The organism is Nesterenkonia alkaliphila (genome assembly GCF_009758175.1).
Taxonomy (GTDB): Bacteria; Actinomycetota; Actinomycetes; order Actinomycetales; family Micrococcaceae; genus Nesterenkonia; species Nesterenkonia alkaliphila.
The window spans coordinates 58,078-76,509 of record NZ_WRPM01000031.1 but is presented as its reverse complement, the minus strand read 5'-3'; the positions used below and the strand labels follow the sequence as shown (position 1 = coordinate 76,509).

The 18,432-nt window shown below is 65.7% G+C and carries 13 protein-coding genes; 5 read left to right on the top strand and 8 right to left on the bottom strand.

Annotated features, from left to right (window positions below; translation table 11 throughout):
• Nucleotides 1–2: 2 nt before the first annotated feature.
• Both GNZ21_RS04840 and GNZ21_RS04835 read right to left on the bottom strand, forming a co-directional pair.
• A complete protein-coding gene (locus GNZ21_RS04840; protein ID WP_373868398.1) occupies nucleotides 3–1,079 on the bottom strand; it encodes an ABC transporter permease in 1,077 nt (358 codons plus the stop codon).
• A gap of 10 nt (nucleotides 1,080–1,089) precedes the next feature.
• Nucleotides 1,090–2,736 carry an ABC transporter substrate-binding protein gene (locus GNZ21_RS04835; protein ID WP_157321863.1) on the bottom strand — a complete coding sequence of 549 codons (1,647 nt, stop codon included), beginning with the start codon at nucleotides 2,734–2,736 and terminating at the stop codon, nucleotides 1,090–1,092.
• A 276-nt stretch (nucleotides 2,737–3,012) separates the two neighbouring features.
• On the opposite strand from GNZ21_RS04835, the gene GNZ21_RS04830 reads away from it, so the two are divergent.
• Complete coding sequence (locus GNZ21_RS04830) at nucleotides 3,013–4,185, top strand: MFS transporter (protein WP_157321861.1); 1,173 nt, start codon at nucleotides 3,013–3,015, stop codon at nucleotides 4,183–4,185.
• 99 nt (nucleotides 4,186–4,284) lie between these two features.
• Entirely contained in the window at nucleotides 4,285–5,610 is a 1,326-nt protein-coding gene (locus GNZ21_RS04825; protein WP_229659440.1) for an MFS transporter, read from the top strand.
• A gap of 6 nt (nucleotides 5,611–5,616) precedes the next feature.
• Here the strand turns inward: GNZ21_RS04825 and GNZ21_RS04820 are convergent, their stop codons facing one another.
• From GNZ21_RS04820 to GNZ21_RS04805, 4 genes are read right to left on the bottom strand one after another with little or no spacing between them, the layout of a single operon-like run.
• Nucleotides 5,617–9,363, bottom strand: a complete 3,747-nt coding sequence (locus GNZ21_RS04820) for a UvrD-helicase domain-containing protein (RefSeq protein WP_157321859.1) — start codon at nucleotides 9,361–9,363, stop codon at nucleotides 5,617–5,619.
• Nucleotides 9,360–12,575 carry a PD-(D/E)XK nuclease family protein gene (locus tag GNZ21_RS04815; protein ID WP_157321856.1) on the bottom strand — a complete coding sequence of 1,072 codons (3,216 nt, stop codon included), beginning with the start codon at nucleotides 12,573–12,575 and terminating at the stop codon, nucleotides 9,360–9,362. Before GNZ21_RS04815 ends, GNZ21_RS04820 begins: the two co-directional genes overlap by 4 nt.
• 10 nt (nucleotides 12,576–12,585) lie before the next feature.
• Nucleotides 12,586–12,882 (bottom strand): hypothetical protein, encoded by a 297-nt coding sequence (locus tag GNZ21_RS04810; protein ID WP_157321853.1) that lies wholly within the window; start codon nucleotides 12,880–12,882, stop codon nucleotides 12,586–12,588.
• Nucleotides 12,879–14,081, bottom strand: coding sequence for a hypothetical protein (locus GNZ21_RS04805; protein WP_157321850.1), 1,203 nt, complete (start codon nucleotides 14,079–14,081; stop codon nucleotides 12,879–12,881). The genes GNZ21_RS04810 and GNZ21_RS04805 overlap by 4 nt, the downstream gene beginning before the upstream one ends.
• A gap of 106 nt (nucleotides 14,082–14,187) precedes the next feature.
• Between GNZ21_RS04805 and GNZ21_RS04800 the strand changes: the two genes are divergently transcribed.
• Genes GNZ21_RS04800 through GNZ21_RS04790 form a run of 3 tightly spaced genes read left to right on the top strand, consistent with a single transcriptional unit; the run spans nucleotide 14,188 to nucleotide 16,056 of the window.
• Nucleotides 14,188–14,907: a 3'-5' exonuclease gene (locus GNZ21_RS04800; RefSeq protein WP_157321847.1), complete on the top strand. Its 720-nt coding sequence runs from the start codon at nucleotides 14,188–14,190 to the stop codon at nucleotides 14,905–14,907.
• 15 nt (nucleotides 14,908–14,922) lie between these two features.
• Nucleotides 14,923–15,267 carry a hypothetical protein gene (locus GNZ21_RS04795; protein WP_157321844.1) on the top strand — a complete coding sequence of 115 codons (345 nt, stop codon included), beginning with the start codon at nucleotides 14,923–14,925 and terminating at the stop codon, nucleotides 15,265–15,267.
• 18 nt (nucleotides 15,268–15,285) lie between these two features.
• Nucleotides 15,286–16,056, top strand: a complete 771-nt coding sequence (locus tag GNZ21_RS04790; protein WP_157321841.1) for a hypothetical protein — start codon at nucleotides 15,286–15,288, stop codon at nucleotides 16,054–16,056.
• Nucleotides 16,057–16,065: 9 nt separating this feature from the next.
• Here the strand turns inward: GNZ21_RS04790 and hemL are convergent, their stop codons facing one another.
• Both hemL and hemB read right to left on the bottom strand, forming a co-directional pair.
• On the bottom strand, nucleotides 16,066–17,370 hold the full coding sequence (gene hemL, locus GNZ21_RS04785; RefSeq protein WP_157321839.1) for a glutamate-1-semialdehyde 2,1-aminomutase: 1,305 nt from the start codon (nucleotides 17,368–17,370) through the stop codon (nucleotides 16,066–16,068).
• A 7-nt stretch (nucleotides 17,371–17,377) separates the two neighbouring features.
• Complete coding sequence (gene hemB, locus GNZ21_RS04780; RefSeq protein ID WP_188503559.1) at nucleotides 17,378–18,358, bottom strand: porphobilinogen synthase; 981 nt, start codon at nucleotides 18,356–18,358, stop codon at nucleotides 17,378–17,380.
• Nucleotides 18,359–18,432 lie beyond the last annotated feature (74 nt).

Below are 18,432 nucleotides of genomic sequence, written 5' to 3'. Positions count from 1 at the left end.
TGTTAGTACCTCACCCGGGGGTCGATCAGGGCCACGACGATGTCCACCAGGAAGTTGGTCACGGCCACGATGACGGCCAGCAGCGCCACAATGCCCTGCACGGCGATGAAATCGCGGGCCGAGAGGTAGTGAGTCAGCTGGAAGCCCAGGCCGCGCCATTCGAATGTGGTCTCGGTGAGCACCGCCCCGCCCAGCAGCATGGCGGTCTGCATGCCGATCACGGTAACGATGGGGATCAGGGCCGGCCGGTAGGCGTGCTTGCGGACCAATCGGTATTCGCTCACGCCCCGTGAGCGGGCAGTGTCGATGTAGTCCATGGCCAGGGTGCCGATCATGTTGGTGCGCACCAGGCGCAGGAAGACACCGGCGGTGAGCAGGCCCAGGGCAGTGGCCGGCAGCACCGCGTGCTGGAGCACATCGGCCACATGGCCCATGTCCCCGGCGCGGATCGCGTCGATGAGATAGATCCCGGTGGCGTCCTCCATCCGCGAGAGCTCGATCCGGGTCCGTGAAGAGGCTCGCCCGGAGGTAGGCAGGATGCCCAGCCACACGGAGAAGACCAGTTTCAGCAGCAGGCCCAAGAAGAAGACCGGGGTGGCGTAGGCCAGGATGGCGAAGAGCCGCAGCCCGGCATCGGGCCATCTGTCACGTTTCGCAGCGGCGATCATGCCCAGCGGTATGCCGATCAGGAAGGCCACGATCAGCCCGTAGAAGACTAATTCCACGGTGGCAGTGCCGTAGGTGACCAGGACTTCGGTGACCGGGCGGTTGTCCGAAATCGTGGTTCCGAAGTCCCCGCGCAGGATTTGGCCCAGGTATTCGACGTACTGGACCAGGATCGGCCGGTTATAGCCGGCGGCCTCCCGCATGTCGTCCAGCTGGGCGGCAGAGAGCCGGCCGCCCTGTGCCGCAGTGATCGGGTCGCCGATCATTCGCATGAAGACGAACACCATGGTGATCAGGATGAACACCGTGGGGATGATCAGCAGGAACCGGACAAAGATATAGCGCACCAGCGGACTGGCGATCAGTTGACCGCCAGTCCGCCTAGATGGTGCTTCAGGGGATGCTGCGCTCACTCGTACGGGGTCACTCAGCCGTGATGGAGCCGAACCGGAACTTGAACGAACCGTCCAGGACCACCCCGTCGATGTAGTCTGCGGTCACCGCGGTCTGCGCTCCCTGCTGCATGGGCAAGGTGGGCAGGTGCTCGGCCACCATGTACTGCAGCTCCTCAATCTTGGCCTCCCGCTCCTCCGGATCCTCTTCGGTGACCTGGTCGATGAGGGCGGCGTCGATCTCCTCATCGGAGAAGTGGTTGGCCAGGAAGTTCTCCGAATGGAAGAACGGGGAGAGGTAGTTGTCAGCGTCCGAGTAGTCGGGGAACCAACCCAGCTGATGCGCCGGGTAGATGTCCTGGGTGCGCTCCTCGGTGAACTGGGTCCATTCGGTGGACTGGATGGTGACATCGAACAGGCCGGTCTCGTTGAGCTGGTCACGAATCATGGCGTACTCATCGGCTGAGGCCTCACCGTAGCGGTCGGTGCCGTACTCGATGTGCAGCTCCACCGGGGTCTCCACCCCAGCCTCCTCCAAACGCTCGGCGGCGCGGTCGGCGTCCGGGCCGCCGCTGCCGTCGCCGTAGAGCTCCATCAGCGCCTGATTGGCCCCGGTGAGGCCCTCTGGGACAAAGGAGTACAGCGGGGTGTAGCTGCTCAGGAACGCCTGCTCCGAGATCTCCTCGCGGTCCAGGATGTCGGCCACCGCCTGACGGACTGCCAGAGCTGCCTCAGCGTCAGCCTCCTCGGTCTGGGTTCCGTAGGGCATGACGGCCAGGTTGAAGACCATATAGCGGATCTCTCCGCCGGGTCCGTCAATAACATTCAGCCCGTCCACCTCGCGCAGGTCATCGACGTCGGTGGCCAGCAGGGTGCGGTAGGCGATATCCACATCACCCTGCTCCACGGCCATCCGCAGGTTGGAGGACTCGGAGTAGTACTCGATGGTGACGGAGTCGTTCTCCGGTGCGCCCAGCAGGCCCTCGTAGGCCTCGTTGGGCGAGAGGGTCACGATGTCGTTGAAGCTGTAGTCATCGATCACGTAGGGACCGGCGAAGGCCTGTTCTGCCACGATGTCGTCATCAGCCAGCAGCTCATCTGCGGGGAACACTTCCTCGTCCACGATGGGCGCCGCCGGGCTGGACAGCACCTGGGGGAAGGTCTGGTCGGGCTCAGCCAGGTGGAAGACCACGGTGTGGTCATCAGGGGTCTCCACGGACTCCAGGTTGCTCAGCAGATAGGCCGGCCCGTTCTCGTGCATGATATCGGTCTGCCGGTCGAAGCTGAACTTCACGTCAGAGGCGGTCAGCTCGTTGCCGTTGGCGAATGTCAGCCCCTCTTTCAGGGTGACAGTGAACTCAGTCTCTCCGGTGAACTCGGCAGTCTCAGCGATGTCCGGCTCCACGTCGGACTCTCCGGGCTGGCTGTTCAGCAGGAACGGATAGACCTGGTTCATTATCAGGAAGCTGGCGTTGTCATAGGAGCCCGCGGGGTCGATGGTCACTTTGACATCGGTGGTGCCGATAAGAATGTCGCCAGCTCCGCCGCCCTCTTCGCCGCCGTTGCCACCTTCATCTCCATTGCCGTCCTCGCCTCCGCAGGCGGAGATCAGCAGTGCTGCGGCCAATGCGGTGCCAGTCAGGGCGCGGCTGCGCCGGGGAATAGTGGAGTGCCTCATGTTCGTGCCTTTCTCATCAGGTGCGACCGCCGTCATGTGACAGCGTATGCGTCCAATTGTTACCACAGTTTCACGGGGCAACTATCCTGGGCATGCGCGGGCAGGGGTCATTTTTACGCAGCTGTAACCCCCAGGGAGGGTTGCGCCCGGGAATCTCCTGCCGGGAATGATCGGCGATCGGCAGCGGTTTGGGCAGGGGTGAAGACCACGACGACGCCGGGGAACAACTCGCCTGCCGCCGGTCCCTTTCCGCTGGTAAAGCCTGAGCAGCCGCGGATGACCCGCACCCAGATTGCCCTGGCAATCTTGGCACTGGCCACCGGCGGGTTCGCGATCGGGGTCACTGAGTTCGCCATCATGGGCCTGCAGCGTGAGATTGTCCTGGACCTGGGCGTCAGCTACGGCCAGGGCGGGATGTTAGTCACCGCCTATGCGCTGGGCGTAGTGGTGGGCGCCCCGGTCCTCTCACTGATGGGCGCCAAACGGGAGCGGAAGGCCTATGCCCTGTTCCTGCTGGTGCTGTTCATCGGAGCACATCTGCTGAGCTTCCTCGCCCCGAACTTCGAGACACTGATTGCTGGCCGGTTCCTCTCTGGGCTACCGCATGGGGCCTATTTCGCCACTGCCGCTCTGATGGGCGCCCAGATGGCCGGTCCGGCCAAGCGCGGCCGGGCGATCGCTGTGGTGCTCTCCGGGCTGGCGATCGCCAATGTCTCCGGAGTGCCGGGGGTGACCTGGGTGGGCCAGCAGTTCGGCTGGCGCTGGATGTTTGTGATCGTGGCCCTGCTGGCCGGGCTGACTATGCTCGCCGTTGCCTTCCTGGCCCCGCGCCAGCAGCCGCCTGCCGGGGCCTCGGTCCGCGGTGAGCTGCGCGCCCTGGCCAATCAGCGGCTCTGGGTGGGGGTGGCACTTTCCGTCATCGGCTTCTCGGGTATGTTCGCCATCTACACGTATCTGTCCCATGTGGCGGTGGAGGTCACCGGGCTCAGCGATCAGGCCTTGCCGCTTGTGGTGCTGATCTTCGGCTCCGGTATGGTGATCGGCACCTTCACCGGCGGCTGGCTGGCGGATAAATCGGTGCTGGGCACGGCGATCATCGCGATGGCGGCGGTGGCGGTGTTCATGGTGCTGTTCGGGCTCCTCGCCCATATTCCGGCGCTGATGCTCATCCTGCTGTTCTGCGTGGGCGTTTCTGCCGCGAATCTGGGTCCCACTATGCAGACCCACCTGATCGACACGGCCCCGAAGGCACCCCAGCTGGCGGCCAGCTTCCACCATTCGGCTTTCAACACAGCCAATGCGATGGGCGCAATTGCTGGCGGGATGACCATTGATGCCGGATGGGGACTGCGCGCACCGGCGTATGTGGGAGCTGCAGCGGCCGCCCTCGGAGTACTGATCACCATCTACGCGATCTGGCTGGCCAAACGCGCAGGGGCCAAGATATGACCATCATCACCTAGGCTTTCCAGCTTCTTCTGACCGGCATTTCACATTCGATTCATGGATGGATGCAATTCTTACCTCGTGACTGACACGAAGAACCCCGTGACTGACACAAAAGACCCGCAAATGGACTATGCCGAGGGGAACTCCTCCCCTGTCGGCCCGATGACAAGTCCCCTTCAGATTCTCACCGGCTCAATCCCGGCGGTCACCGGCACCCTGCAGACGGTCAGGCCTGACCAGCAGGAGCCGAAGTACTCGCCGCGGCAGGTGATGATCGCGATCCTGGCCCTGTCCATCGGCGGATTCGCGGTGGGTGTCACCGAATTCGCCATCATGGGGCTCAATGCGGCTGCGGCCGAGGACCTCGGTATCACCGAGGCGCAGGGCGGACTGCTGGTGACCTTCTACGCCGCAGGTGTGGTGATAGGCGCCCCGATCCTGTCCCTGATGGGGGCTAAGCGGGAGCGCAAGCACTATGCGCTGTTTCTCCTGGGCCTGTTTACCTTCGCACATCTGTTCAGTTATTTCGCCCCCAGTTTCGAGGCCCTGCTGCTGGGCAGGTTCCTCTCCGGGTTGCCCCATGGGGCGTTCTTCGCCTCCGCAGCCCTGATGGCTGCGCATATGGCCGGGCCCACCAAACGCGCCCGGGCAATCGCGGTGGTGCTCTCCGGGATCGCGATCGCCAACCTGGCCGGAGTGCCGTTCGTCACCTGGGCCGGCCTGGAGTTCGGCTGGCGAATCATGTTCCTGATCACCGCAGTCCTGGCAGTTATTACCATGGTGGCGGTAACCCTCTGGGCGCCGAAGGTCTACCCTCCGGAGGGCTCCTCGGTGCGTGGTGAGCTCAAAGGACTGCTGAACCAGCAGCTGTGGGTCGGCGTCCTGCTTGCCGTGGTGGGCTTCTCCGGGATGTTCGCCATCTACTCCTATATTTCCTATATCGCCATGGATGTCACCGGCCTGACTGCCGGGGCCATCCCGATAGTGGTGTTCTTCTACGGACTGGGAAATGTGGTGGGCAACTTCGCCGGGGGCTACTGGTCAGATAAGTCCGTGTTGGGCACGGTGATGGCGGGTACGGTAACCGTGGCGGTGTCGATGGCGCTCTTCGGTGCCTTCGCCCATATTCCGGTGCTGATGATCACCTTCCTGCTGCTGATCGGCGTTGCCGCCGGTGCGCTCGGTCCCTCGGTGCAGACCCATCTGCTGGACTGTGCCCCGAGGGCCCCGCAGTTGGCGGCCAGCTTCCAGCACTCGGCGTTCAACTCGGCTAATGCCATCGGTGCCATCATGGGTGCCGTGGTGATCGAGGCCGAGTTCGGGCTGCGAGCTCCGGCCTATGCGGGTGCGATCACAGCCAGCCTGGGGGTACTGATCTGCGGCTACGCCATCTGGCTGGCCAAGCGCTCAGCATACAGGGTCTGAGGCAGCCTAGCCGCTGTCCTCCCCCTTGATTCTGCGGGCGAGCTCTGCGGCCCCCTCGAGCCGCTGCGGGGAGTGGGTGACGCCCTGGTCGAGGTAGAGGAAGTGGCAGCGGATGTTCTGCTCACTGACTCCGTAGAGCCTGCTGAAGGCTACCCGGTAGACCGCCAACTGCAGTTCCTTCTCCTTCATATCCTCCCCGGTCGGCACTGCACCGGTCTTCCAGTCCACCAGGTCAAAGCTGCACCGGCTCATCAGTTCATTGCGTTTCGGCTTCGGTTCGGCCATCCAGCGGTGGTAGGTCTCACTGCTCAGCGGTATGCCCTTGGCGTCTTTGGCGAAGACCGCATCGATCCGGCCGCGCAGGGTGACCCCGGCCAGACTGGTCTCCAGGGGGATCTCCACGGCGAAGGCCGGCCACTGGGCCCAGGGGCTGGCGTGGTAGCTGGCCCTGACCTGTTCGAGGTCAAGCTCCCCGGCCTCGTCCTCGGCGAGGTGGGCGGCAAAGAGCTCATCGATCTCGGGCAGCGCGCCCTGGACCTCCAGCACCTGTTCGATGATGCCGTGGATGGCGGTTCCTCTGCGTGCGGCCGAGGAAGGCTTCTGAGGGATGGGCCGGCGGGCCTGCTCCAGCACCTGTTGACGGTTATGCGCCAGCTGCACCACTGAGGAGACTGCGAGCTGGCCGGGCAGCTGTGCCGGCTCCGCCATGGTGCTGCGCGCAGCTGCTCTCCTGGTGACCAGGCGCGCCTCCTCCAGCCACTGGTTCTCTTCCAACTCCTCGGAATGTTCGTCCCGATGCAGATAGCTGGTGACTAGATCTGCGGCTTCCTGCAGTGCCGGCCGGCGGGTGTAGACCGCGGGGCTGCCAGGCGCCGCCTCTGCCGGGTCAGTGAAGGTATCGACGGAGGTGTGGTCGGTGAGGTCTGCCTTCTGCAGTTCCTTTCTGGTGACCCGGCGTGCGGCCAGCGGGTCATAGGGCCAGGCGGAGATCAGCGTATGGCTGCTTTGGGGGTTGGCCTCCTCCTGCTCATAGCTGTGCCAGGCGAGCTCCTCGAATCCCTCGGGGTGGGGGCTCTGCTGGGCCAGCCTGCGGATCTCTTTGAGGAAGACTGAGGCGTCTTTGCCAGCTGATGCCCCGTAGAAGCAGGCTCCAGTGACCAGCAGCCGGGTCTTGGCGCGGGTGAAGGCCACATACGCCAGGCGGCGTTCCTCCTCCTCGGCGAAGAGCGCCGCATCCTCCGTGAAGAGGGGCCCTTCGTAGTCCTTGGGGGATTTGGCAGTGCCCTCGGAGCGGGCCCAGACCTGGGCTTTGCGCTTCGGCGGGTCTTCGTCGTCGTACTGGGGTGTCCACTGGGGCAGGGAGTCCCGGTCCCCGCGCAGCGGCCAGGGCAGGTCACCCTCGTTCTTGGTCCAGCGGGAGACCATCCGGGCCGGTTTGGGGAACTTGCCCTCCCTGAGCCCTGCCACGGCTACGACATCCCATTCCAGCCCTTTGGAGGCGTGGACGGTGAGCAGCTGGACGGCCCCGGGGGCGGGGTCGGCCGGGGCCTGCTCCAGGCCGCGTTCCTGCTCCTCGGCGGCCTCGAGCCAGTCGAGGAACGCGGTGATGTCCTGGCTTGATGAGCTGGTCGCGAAGGCCTGGGCGTATTCGATCAGCGTGTCGATCTGCCGGGTGGGGTGGGAGCCGGGCTCCCAGGGTCGGGCGGAGACTTCCACGCCCAGACCGGTCTCTTGGGAGATCCGATGAATCAGGGTGCCCAGGTCCAGATGCAGCAGGCCGCGCAGGGCGCGGAAGTGCTCCCGAGCCTGGCTCAGCCGCCTGGCGCCCTCAGCGCTGAACCCGTAGCGGTTCTCCTGGTTGGCCTCAGGGTCTACCTGGAAGTTCTCCAGGGCTTCGACCAGGGACTGCATCTCGTCCAGCTCCGGCTCCAGGGACTCGACCTGTTCCTCATCGGCATCCCGTCCCCGGCCGCGGGATCGCGAGCTGGCCAGCCCGGCCGCGCTGCGGCCCAGCTGGTAGAGGTCTTTGGGCCCGATGCGGTACCGGGCTCCGGCCAGGATTCGGATGAGCTCGTCAGAGCGTTTCGGGTCGGCGAGCACCCGCAGGTAGGCGATCAGCTCCACCACCTCAGGCTGGTGGAGCAGCCCGGAGAGACTGGCCAGCTCATAGGGCACTCCGGCGTAGCGCAGAGCATCAGCCACAGTGGCCAGCTGACCGTGCGTGGTGGCCAGCACTGCGCAGTTCGGCGGTTCCTGCCCCTCGGGCACCGCGAGCTGACGCTTCATCTCCTCGACGATGGCCGCCGTCTCCTGCGCCTCGGAGGTGAAGAACCCGTAGGCCACCGAGCCGTCTTTGACTGTGTGCGGCGGGACGATCCGGTCCTGCTCCGGCACCAGCTGCACCGCCGGTGCGCCCTGCGGGGTGCCGTCCTCATTCAGAAGCGTGCCGTCCTTGGCCATCCGGTCAGCGGTGATCAGCTGCTGGAGCTTTCCGCGCAGGTGCGCAGTGGAGGCGTGCCAGGCCAGGCCGGTGTCTTGGGTGAAGGGCTCTACCAAGGTGTTTGCCACATCGAGGATACGGCGCCCGTTGCGCCAGGCGATGGTCAGCTGCTTCAGTCCGGGTTCACCGTCTTGGCTGGCGCCGGAGTGGTCAGTGCTGGGCTGACTGGTGGCCTTCGCCTGCTCAGTGGTGAGGACGAATTTTTCGGGGAACTGGAAGAGCTGGCCCGCGGAGGCTCCCCGGAATCCATAGATGGACTGGTTGGGATCCCCCACTGCGGTGACCGCATGTCCGGTGCCGGATCCGAACAGATGCGAGAAGAGCTCCAGCTGGGCGTGGGAGGTGTCCTGGAACTCATCGAGTAGCACGATCTTGTACTTCTGCCGTTCCCGGACCCTGACCTGTTCGACCTCGGTGGCCAGCCGCGCGGCATAGCGCAGCAGGTCTCCGTAGTCCATGAGACCGTTCTCGGCTTTGGCCTGCTGGTAGGCCTGGGTGAGTTTGGCGGTCTCGCGCCGTAGTTTGAGCATTCTGAGCAGGTTTCTGCAATCACCGTTGGGCAGAGGCTGCCAGGGTTCCACCTGGCTGATCTGTTGGTCCAGCCAGGCCACGACCCGTTCGGGGCTCTGCAGGTGTTCGGCCATATCCTGGGAGAGTTTCAGCACCTGTTCGGCCAGGGTGGCGGTATTGGCCTCAGCCTCCACCAGAGCTTCGCCCTCGGGGTAATCGGTGATCAGCGGGGTGATCAGCTGCCAGGCTGCCGCCCCGCCGACCAGTTCGGCATCGGGCTCGATGCCGATGTGCATGCCGTATTCGGCCACCAGGGAGTGGGCATAGGAATGGTAGGTGGAGATAGTGGGTTCCAGCAGACTGCTCAGATAGGTCTGTACCTGACTGTCCTCGGGGAGAGTTGCGACCAGTTCGGCCGGAATGATGTCAGCCGCACTGATCAGCTCCTTCTCCACCAGTTGGGTGAGCTTGCCGGTGATCCGCTCGGCAAGCTCACCGGCGGCTTTGCGGGTGAAGGTGACGCCTAGGATTTCATGCGGCATCACCAGACCGTTGGCCACCAGGTAGACCACCCGGTCGGCCATCGTCTTCGTTTTGCCGGAGCCTGCGCCGGCGGTGACCAGCATGGGCGAGAGTGGCGCTTCGATCACCGCCCGCTGCTGCGGAGTGGGGGTGAACTGCTCGCCCAGGGCTGCGGAGAGCTCATCGGCAGTGTACTGGGGCCCTCGGGTGGGGGTGCTCATGGTTGGGTCACCTGTCGCGTGTCATCGCAGAGCGGGCACAGTGGGCCGACCCGGCATCGGTTGTATTTTCCGGAGCTGGGGGCGGAGGCCTCGTGCCGGGATTCAAAGAGCTGGGCGGTCATCACCTGGGCAGCGCTGCGCAGCTGCTGGTAGACCCAGGTCTGCCTGTCCTCGGCAAGGACCGGATCCTGGCTGCGCAGAGCTGCGGTCTGGTTCTTCCGGATATTGAGCAGCGCTGCCTCTTGGACCTCGCCCAACTGGCTGAGTTGGGGGTCCAGGGCTACCAGCAGCTGGTAGATGCCCAGCTGCGGATTGCGTTGGGTGTCCGCGGGCGTCGGAAGGTGGTTTCCGGTCTTCAGGTCGATGATCCGCAGCTGGCCCTGGTGCCTTTCGATCCGGTCCATACTGCCGCTGATACGCAGCTGATAGTCCTGTCCCTGGTGGTGGAGAGTCAGTTCGGCTGCGCCCTGTGCCTCTACGGCCACCACTTCGCGGTGAAACTCCCTCTGCTGGTACTTGGCCAGTTTGGTGAGCATCTCCCGGGCCAGGTTCTTTTGTGCCTGGGCCTCCCAGCCCTCCATGCGCAGGGTGTGCCATCTCTCTTCGAGCACCTGGTGGAGCACACTGGGCTCAACCTCAGTGCAGTACTGTTCGGCGATCTGGTGGATCAGTGTGCCGAGCATCCTGCTGAACTCTGCCGGCTCGGTGCCACCTGCCCGGGAGGTGAACCACTGCAGAGGCTGGGTGATGGCTGCCTCCACGGCCGAAGGGGAGATCGGCAACGGCTCATCCTGGGCGAATACGGGCTCCTGGGTGCTCAGCTCCGGAAGCCCCCACCAGCTCTGCGGGTCAGCGGCTCGGACTCCAGAAACTGCCAGGTGCGCCAGCGCCTGGGCTGCTTGTGCGGCTCGCAGGCTGGGCTGCTGGCCGGGCTTATCGTGCAGCTCGTTCTCCAGGCTGCGGCGCAGCTCTGCCACCAGTGCAGCATCAGTGAGCAGGCGGACTTCGCGGCTGCTGGCATCGGGTCTTTCGGCGGCCGGAGTGATCAGCTCAAGCAGCGGGCTGGGCCGCTCCTCATGGGATTCCACTGCTACTGCAAAGAGCCGGTTCTTGGCCCGGGAGACCGCCGCGGCGAAGAGCCGGTATTCGTCCTGCAGAGTCTGGATGCGCTGCACTAGGGGGCTGCCGCTGCCGGAGTAGGTTGTGCCCTCTGCCCAGTCGGCCAGTTCCCGGCTGCGCAGCAGTGCGCCGCGGGGCCGCAGATTCGGCCAGACACCCTGTTGGAGATCCACCAGAATCACAGTGTCGAAATGGCGCCCGGCTGCGGTGGTGGGGGTGAGCACTTCCACAGCGTCCTGCCGGGCGGAGGAGGCGGCCAGGGTGTCCATGGGCAGTTCGAGGCGTTGGATATGGTCAGCGAAGACTGCAGCGTCCGCGCCGGGGTTCTGGGTTTCGAACCGATCGGCGGCGTGGAACAGGGCGAGCACTGCATCCAGGTCGTGATCGGCCTGCTCAGCCTCCCAACCCGTGCCCCGGGTGGCCTCCCGCCAGACCTCGGCCAGCCCCGCTGCCTCCCACACCTCCCATAGCATCTCCCCGGGAAGAGTCTTACCCTCGGTCACCGCCTGCTGCGCTGCCTGAAGCATCAAGGCAATGCGCCTGAGCCCATAGGCGGTGGTCTCAGGCCTGTCCCCCTTGGCCGGCTTAGCCCAGGCGGTGAGCACCGGCTCGGACGGATCTGCTGCGGCGGCGAGGATCAGCTCATCGGAGCTGCGAGGATCACGGCCCTCCGCGGCGGCCTGTTCGCGTTCAGCGCGGCGCAGCTGCTGGCGCAGTGTGCGCAGCCCGAAGGCGTCAGTGCCGCCGTAGCGGGAGCCCAGCAGCTGCAGTACAGCAGGCAGCTGCAGCGGCTCTGGCGCCGGGGCGCAAGCCCCTGCGATGATGCTCAGCAGCGGTGCCACAGCCGGTTCCTGGTGCAGCACCACATCACGCATAGACTGGCGCACCGGGATACCGTGAGCCGTCAGAGTCCGAGCCGTGCGCTGGGCGCTGGTCCCGCTGCGCGCAATCACCGCGATCTGGCTGAAAGGCACACCGTGACGGTCATGCCGGTGGAGGATCTCCGCCAGCACAGAGCGTTCTGCGGCGTGGCCGCTGCTGGCGGTCACAGCCTCGGCCTCCGCCGGGGCCTGCACCCTCAGATGCTGTTTGAACAGCTGGCGCAGGTCTCTGCCCGGGGCGGGGATGAACTGCACGGAACGGGCATATACCCCCGCCACCCCGGGGCTCATGCCGTGCTCCCGATTCAGCAGCTCCACCACAGGTGCTTTCCCATGCAGTCCGGCTTCCGGATCTGGGGCGGTGAGCGTGGCCCAGTCTTTCAGCTTGGCCGGGGCAGCTCCGCGGAACCCTTGGGTCACCGTATCGGGGTTGGCCAGGGCCAGTACGGATTTGCCCGCGCCGACCAGCCGGAGCAGGGTCAGCACGCTGGGACTGGCCTCCTGGGCATCATCGACGATGATCCGCTGCAGCCGCTGCCGCTCTGCGGCCAACAGGTCTGGGTTGCGGTTCAGGAGCCGGACTGCCTCGCTGATCAGCCCGGCCGGGTCATAGGCGTCCTCGAACTCCTGGGAGCTGAATCGCTCCAGGTAGCGCGAGTAGATCTCTGCGGCCGGAGCCCACTCAGGGACTCCTTGCTGCTCGGAGGCGAACTGCAGATCCTCGGGGCTGAGCCCGTGCTCGCGCGCCCGGTCGAAGAGTTCACGCACCTCGCGGCGAAACCCGTCGGTGACAGCGGCCCCGCGCACCGACTCCGGCCAGCGTGAGACCAGCCCCTCCTGGACCAGCTCTGTGAGGATCTCGCCGATGATGCGGTCCTGTTCCGCACCGGCCAGCAGCCGTGGAGCCCGTGCCCGGAAGGTGATGAAACCCTGGCGCCGGGCCTCGCCCAGCACCCAGAACGCGTAGGCGGCGAAAGACTTGGAGGGCTGCTCGGCGAAAGCCCCCTCCGGATTGCTCCGCGCCCAGGCAGACTCAATGGCATCACGCAGCACGGCAGCGGAGTCCCGGGTGGGTGAGAGCACCAGCAGCCGTCCCGAGTCCTCACCGGAGTCCAGGAACTGCAGGGCGGATTCCACTGCCGCAGTGGTTTTTCCCGAACCTGGAGCCCCAAGCAGCAGGGTGGGCCGATCAGGGGCAAGCATCGTGGTCACCTGTTCCAGATTACATGTCTCCGAGGGCCAGAATGTGGCTGGCCACAGTGCCGCTGCAGCTCACCGAATGCACCTCGGTGAACCGTGAGAGCTCTACTGCGTAGTGGCGGGCGCACAGGGTCTCTGCGTAGTTCTCGGTGCCGTTATTGCCCCGCCAGACGATCTTCTTGGTGGGAGTCTCGGGGCATACGTCCCAGTCCCACATGCAGCGTGGGTTGCCCTCACCCTCACCCAGGTCAGGAACCGGGGGCAGCCCGGTGACGCTCTGGACTCCGCGCCCCGCGGTTCTCGCTGTGGTCGTGCTCATTGCCGGCCTCCTGTGCTCGTTGCGTCGTCGTTCCTCTGTTCTTCCTGCTGGTAGTGCAGCTCAGCGAGCTGTTGCTCAGCGCTCTGCACCGCTGCCTGAACCTCCTGCTGGCTCAGCTGAACCGTGTGGTCCAGTTCCCGGCCCCACCGGCGGGACCACATCTCCTCAGCCCAGGCCTTGTTGAGGTGCTCGTCATCAGACTGCGCACTGAACCAGACATCTGCACCGTCACGGTCATAGCGCAGTGTGACCACGGCCTTGCGCGCCGGGACCAGCAACACGCTGTCCACCCCCGCCACGGTGACGCCCCACCAGGGGTACTGGGGTTCGCCGCTGCCGAAGGCCTGCTGAACCCGGGAGAGCGGGACCATGTCGTCGCCGTGGAACTGCTCCACTGCCGGACCGTCCATCACCAGGCTGAAGCCTGCCCAGTCCCCGACTCCTACACCCAGGCTGCGTACACCAAGGGGCTTCTGCCTCAACTCACCCAGGGTGATGTCCAAGGGCCGGGACACCAGCTCCCCGGGGGCCTCCGGGTCCTGATCGCTCAGTCGAGTGCAGTACAGGCGGAGCTCGGCTCCGGCGGCGAAGGCCTGGGCATCAGTCAGCGCCAAAGCCTTCAGCCGGGCGGTGGAGGGCCCAGCCGCCTGCTGCAGCCATTCAGTGAACTGCTCAGCGGTGCGGAAGTTCGCTGTGTGGGTGGCGGTGGCGTCAAAGCTCACGATGCCCTGCTCCACCCGGTAGAGCTGAGCCTCAATATCCTCCGACTCCCAGTGCTCCTCTGTGCAGACCCAGTCATGGGCGTTCTGCGCATCCCGCCGGGCCAGCCAGTCGAACCACAGCGGCAGAGTCGCCGCGGGCCCCCACTGCCGCATAGTCAGCGGGTGCACAAAATCCACCGGCCCCTCCGGACCGTGGCAGGTGACCTGCTCCATCCCGCTCGCCAGGTGCAGCACGTACCGCTCGGTGGCACCCCGGGTACTGCCGCGAATCTCCACGGATACGGTCTCAGCCCGGGCATCTGCTCCCAGCATGAACCTCTCCACAGTGAGTTCGGTGTTATAGGGCAGCGGCACATCCCAGGCGTCATCCCAGTACATGCGCAGGTTGTGCCTGATCTGCTCCTGCAGCCGCTGGCCCTGGCCGATGCGTACAGTCTCATTCACGGTCATCACCACTACCTCCTTGGGATCGCTCATCTCTTCTGTTCTGTGGTGGTGATTTCACAGTAGAGCCAGGCACCGACATCGAAACTTCCGGCACCGGGTCCGGGCCATCTCCGAGGCTGACGGTAATCTTGCCGGCATGGATAGCAACGCACTCTTCGAGCTGCACCCCGCGGAGGATTCCTGGCACCGCGGCCGCCGCGTGGGCTTCGATCTGGAGACCACCTCCCGGTTCCCTGCCGAGGCGCGGATCGTCTCCGCTGCCCTGGTGGTCTTCGACGACGACGCCGCCGGCTCACCTCTGGTGCGGGAATGGCTGGTGGATCCCGGGGTGGAGATTTCGCCGGAGACTGTGGAGATCCACGGCATCACCACTGAGTATGCACAGCAGCACGGTCAGCCGGCGCAGGAGGCAGTCGCAGAGCTGCTGACCGCCCTGACCCTGGAGTTCGCTGCCGGAGTGCCGGTGGTGGTGATGAACGCTCCCTATGACCTCAACGTGCTGCAGCAGGAGGCCGCACGCTACGGCCTGGAGTTCCCGGAGCCTCAGCCCGTGGTGGATCCGCTGGTGATCGATAAGCAGCTGGACAAGTACCGCCGCGGCAAACGGACCCTGGGGGACCTCTGCGGGGTCTACGGAGTGCTGCTGGACCAGGCACATTCGGCAGCGCCAGATGCCCTGGCTACGGTGCAGGTGGCTCAGTGCCTGGCGGAGAAGTACCCGGAGCTGCAGATGCCGGCCGCGCAGCTGCACAACCTTCAGGTCGGCTGGAAGGCGGAACAGGCCCAGGACTTCCAGGCCTATCTGCACCGGCAGGGCAAAACGGATGCGGTGGTCAACGGGGCGTGGCCGCTGTGAGCAGGAAGGGTCACCATGACTGAGCGCCCGGAGGGGCAGAGTCCTGAACCGGATCAGCCGGAGGAGCACCCGGAGGCCGCAGGAGATGCGGCGCCGCAGGGTCTCCCCGGTGAGAAGTACACCGGCCCCACGGGATACATCCACGCCCGGGGGGAGGACATCCCGGAGGATATTCAGCGCACCCCCAATGGCGGGCTGCCCGTCACGATCATTGTGATCGCCGCTGCGCTGTTCATCCTTGGGTTCTGGCTGTTCCGCCGCTGGCGGGGACAGTATGTGGACTACGGGAACATCGGCGGGGCCAGTGATGGGGCGGCGGGAGCCCTTCAGCCCCTGGCGACCGTGCTCGGACTGGGTTGAGCTCCGGAGGTGCACGCTGTGAGCACCCGGCGTCTGGACGAGCTGAGACTCTCGGTCCAAGATGATGAGGACCTGGAGACTACCCGCCCGCTGGGCGGCACCTATCAGCCCACTGTGCCTCTGGACGGCCCGGGGTTACCCGGCGAAGACGAGACCGGCAGCCGAGCCTCGCGGAAGAACTTGATCATCGCTGGCGCGGTGATTGCGGCCCTGCTTGCTGCAATGCTGCTGTTCCGGCTTCTGATTCCCCTGGGGCCCAGTACTGCGGAGGTCTTTGAGGACCTGGACATCGTGGGCCAGGAGTGGACGGAGGCCCGTCAGGAGATCCGCAGCGCCGGCGTGGGCGACAACGAATACCAGTTGGTGGAGCCGGAGTCTGCCGCGGCCGATGCTGGGGCCGAACTGCTAGTCGAACACGTGGAGATCGACTCCGGCAGCGATGAGGTCACGGTGCACCTGGAGCTGGATGCCGCTGGGCTCATCGCCCAGCTCGGCCTGGAGGGGATGAGTTGGCCGGCAGCGCAGAACGCCCTGGAGCAGGCGGGGCTTGAGCAGGGTGCAGACTATGAGGTGCTCACCGACCGCGGCGGGGTATGGGTGGAGCGCAACTGGGACGTCGCCGAGGTCCATACTGAGCGGCCGGTGGCGGCGATCATTCTGACCAATCCGATGCAGAACCAGATTGAGGACGCCGGCCAGGGGGTCGCTGACTGGACCGAAGACCAGTGGCAGGACCTGGAGGACACCTTCAGCGGCTGGGGCGAGGAGCTCGAGGGGCTGCTGCCCTGAGCTGCCCGCTCAGGAGGCTTCTGCGGCGGCCCGGGCAGCTGCGGGAAGCGCGGAGAGAATCCGCTCGACAGCGGCGTCGTCATGAGCAGCCGAGAGGAACCAGGCCTCAAACACACTGGGCGGCAGGTACACGCCGGCCTCCAGCATGGTGTGGAAGAACGGACCGTAGCGGAAGGTCTCCTGCGCCTGGGCCTGCGAGTAGTTGTGCACACCGCTCTGGCTGGTGCCGAACGCCACCGAGAACAGGTTTCCGACCTTCTGGATGGTGTGGTCCACCCCTGCGTCGCTCAGCGCTGCGGCCAGGGCGTCGGTCACCACCTGGGCTTTGGCATCGATGTGTTGGTAGACCTCGGCGGTAGCATGCTGGAGAGTGGCCACCCCGGCAGCCATGGCCACCGGATTCCCCGAGAGGGTGCCGGCGTGGTAGACGGGACCGGTGGGGGCCAGCTGCTCCATGATCTCGCGGCGCCCTGCTACTGCGGCAGTCGGCAGCCCGCCGCCGATCACTTTGCCGAAGGTGAATAGGTCCGGTTCCCAGCCCTCTTCGCGGCCGGAAGCGCCCCAGTAGCCGGCCTCAGTGATGCGGAACCCGGTCATCACCTCGTCGAAGATCATCAGGGCACCATGTGCCTCGGTGAGGCTGCGGATCAGCTGGTTGAACCCGGCCTCCGGGGGGACCACCCCCATATTGGCGGGCGTGGCCTCGGTGATGACAGCGGCGATGTCCTCGCCATGCTCGGCGAAGACGGTCTGGAGGGCCGAACGGTCGTTGTATTCGATCACGATGGTCTCGGAGGCCTGCGCCTGGGTGACGCCGGCCGAGCCGGGCAGGCCCAATGTGGCGACCCCTGAGCCGGCTGCGGCCAGCAGTCCGTCGGAGTGCCCGTGGTAGCAGCCGGCGAATTTCACCGCCAGGTTCTTTCCGGTGGCACCCCGGGCTAAGCGGATGGCGGTCATGGTGGCCTCGGTGCCGGTGGACACCATGCGGATCATCTCGGCTCCGGGAACCCGGGAGCGCACCAGTTGAGCCAATTGCGCCTCTGCGGGGTGGGAGGTCCCAAAGCCGAGCCCTTTGTCCACCGCAGCGCGAACAGCCTCGAGCACCGCCGGGTGGCTGTGGCCCAAGAGTGCCGGCCCCCAGGAACCGACCAGGTCCACATACTCCTTGCCCTCAGCGTCAGTGAGATAAGGGCCGTTTCCGGCGACCATTGAGACAGGGACGCCGCCCACGGAGCCGAAAGCCCGCACCGGGGAGTTCACACCCCCGGGCATCAGGTTCTGGGCGGCGGTGAACAGGTCCTGGTTGGTGGTCATCGGAGGCTCAGTCCTTCTGCAGCCAGCGGGCTGCCTCGGCGGCGTAATACGTCAGCACATTGGTGGCCCCGGCGCGGCGAATCGCCATCAGGGACTCCAGAACCACCATCCTGCGGTCGATCCAACCCTTGGCGGCGGCGGCCTCAATCATGGCGTACTCCCCGGAGACCTGATAGGCGGAGACCGGCACGTCACTGATCCCGGCCACGTCGGAGAGGATGTCCAAGTAGGCGCTGGCGGGTTTGACCATCACCATATCGGCGCCCTCGGCCAGGTCGAGTTCGACTTCGCGCAGCGCCTCGGTGCGGTTGGCCGGGTCCATCTGGTACTGGCGGCGGTCTCCGGTCAGCTGGGAGTCCACGGCCTCCCGGAAGGGGCCGTAGAAGCCAGAGGCGTACTTGGCCGCATAGGCGAGGATGGGCACGTGGTGGTGGCCGGCGGCGTCGAGCGCTTCCCGGATCACTGCCACCTGCCCGTCCATCATGCCCGAGGGTGCCACGACATCTGCTCCTGCCTGGGCCTGCGCGGCGCCCATCTGCCCGTAGATCTCCAGGGTGGCGTCATTGTCCACCTCCCCGGCAGGGTTGAGCACCCCGCAGTGTCCGTGATCGGTGAACTCATCCAGGCAGAGGTCGCTCATCACCGGCAGCGACTCCCCCACCTGCTCCTTCACCGCGCGGATGCTGCGGTTGAGGATGCCCTCCGGGTCCAGTCCGGCCGAGCCGTGCGGGTCGCGCTGGGCGGGAATGCCGAAGAGCATGATCCCGCCCAGGCCCAGCTGGGAAGCCTCTTCGGCGGTGCTCAGCAGACTCTTTTCAGTGTGCTGAACCACCCCAGGCATGGAGGTGATCGGCGCCGGTTCGGTCAGCCCTTCCCGGACGAAGACCGGGAGGATGAAGTCTGCAGGGTGCAGTCGGGTCTCAGCCACCAGACGGCGCAGCGCAGGAGTCCTGCGCAGCCGGCGGGGACGGGAGTGGGGGAAAGTCACGACCAACAGTCTATTGCAGGGAGTAACCCGCAGAACTGCTGGGTTGATATGCATGCAGGTATTGCCCAGAATCC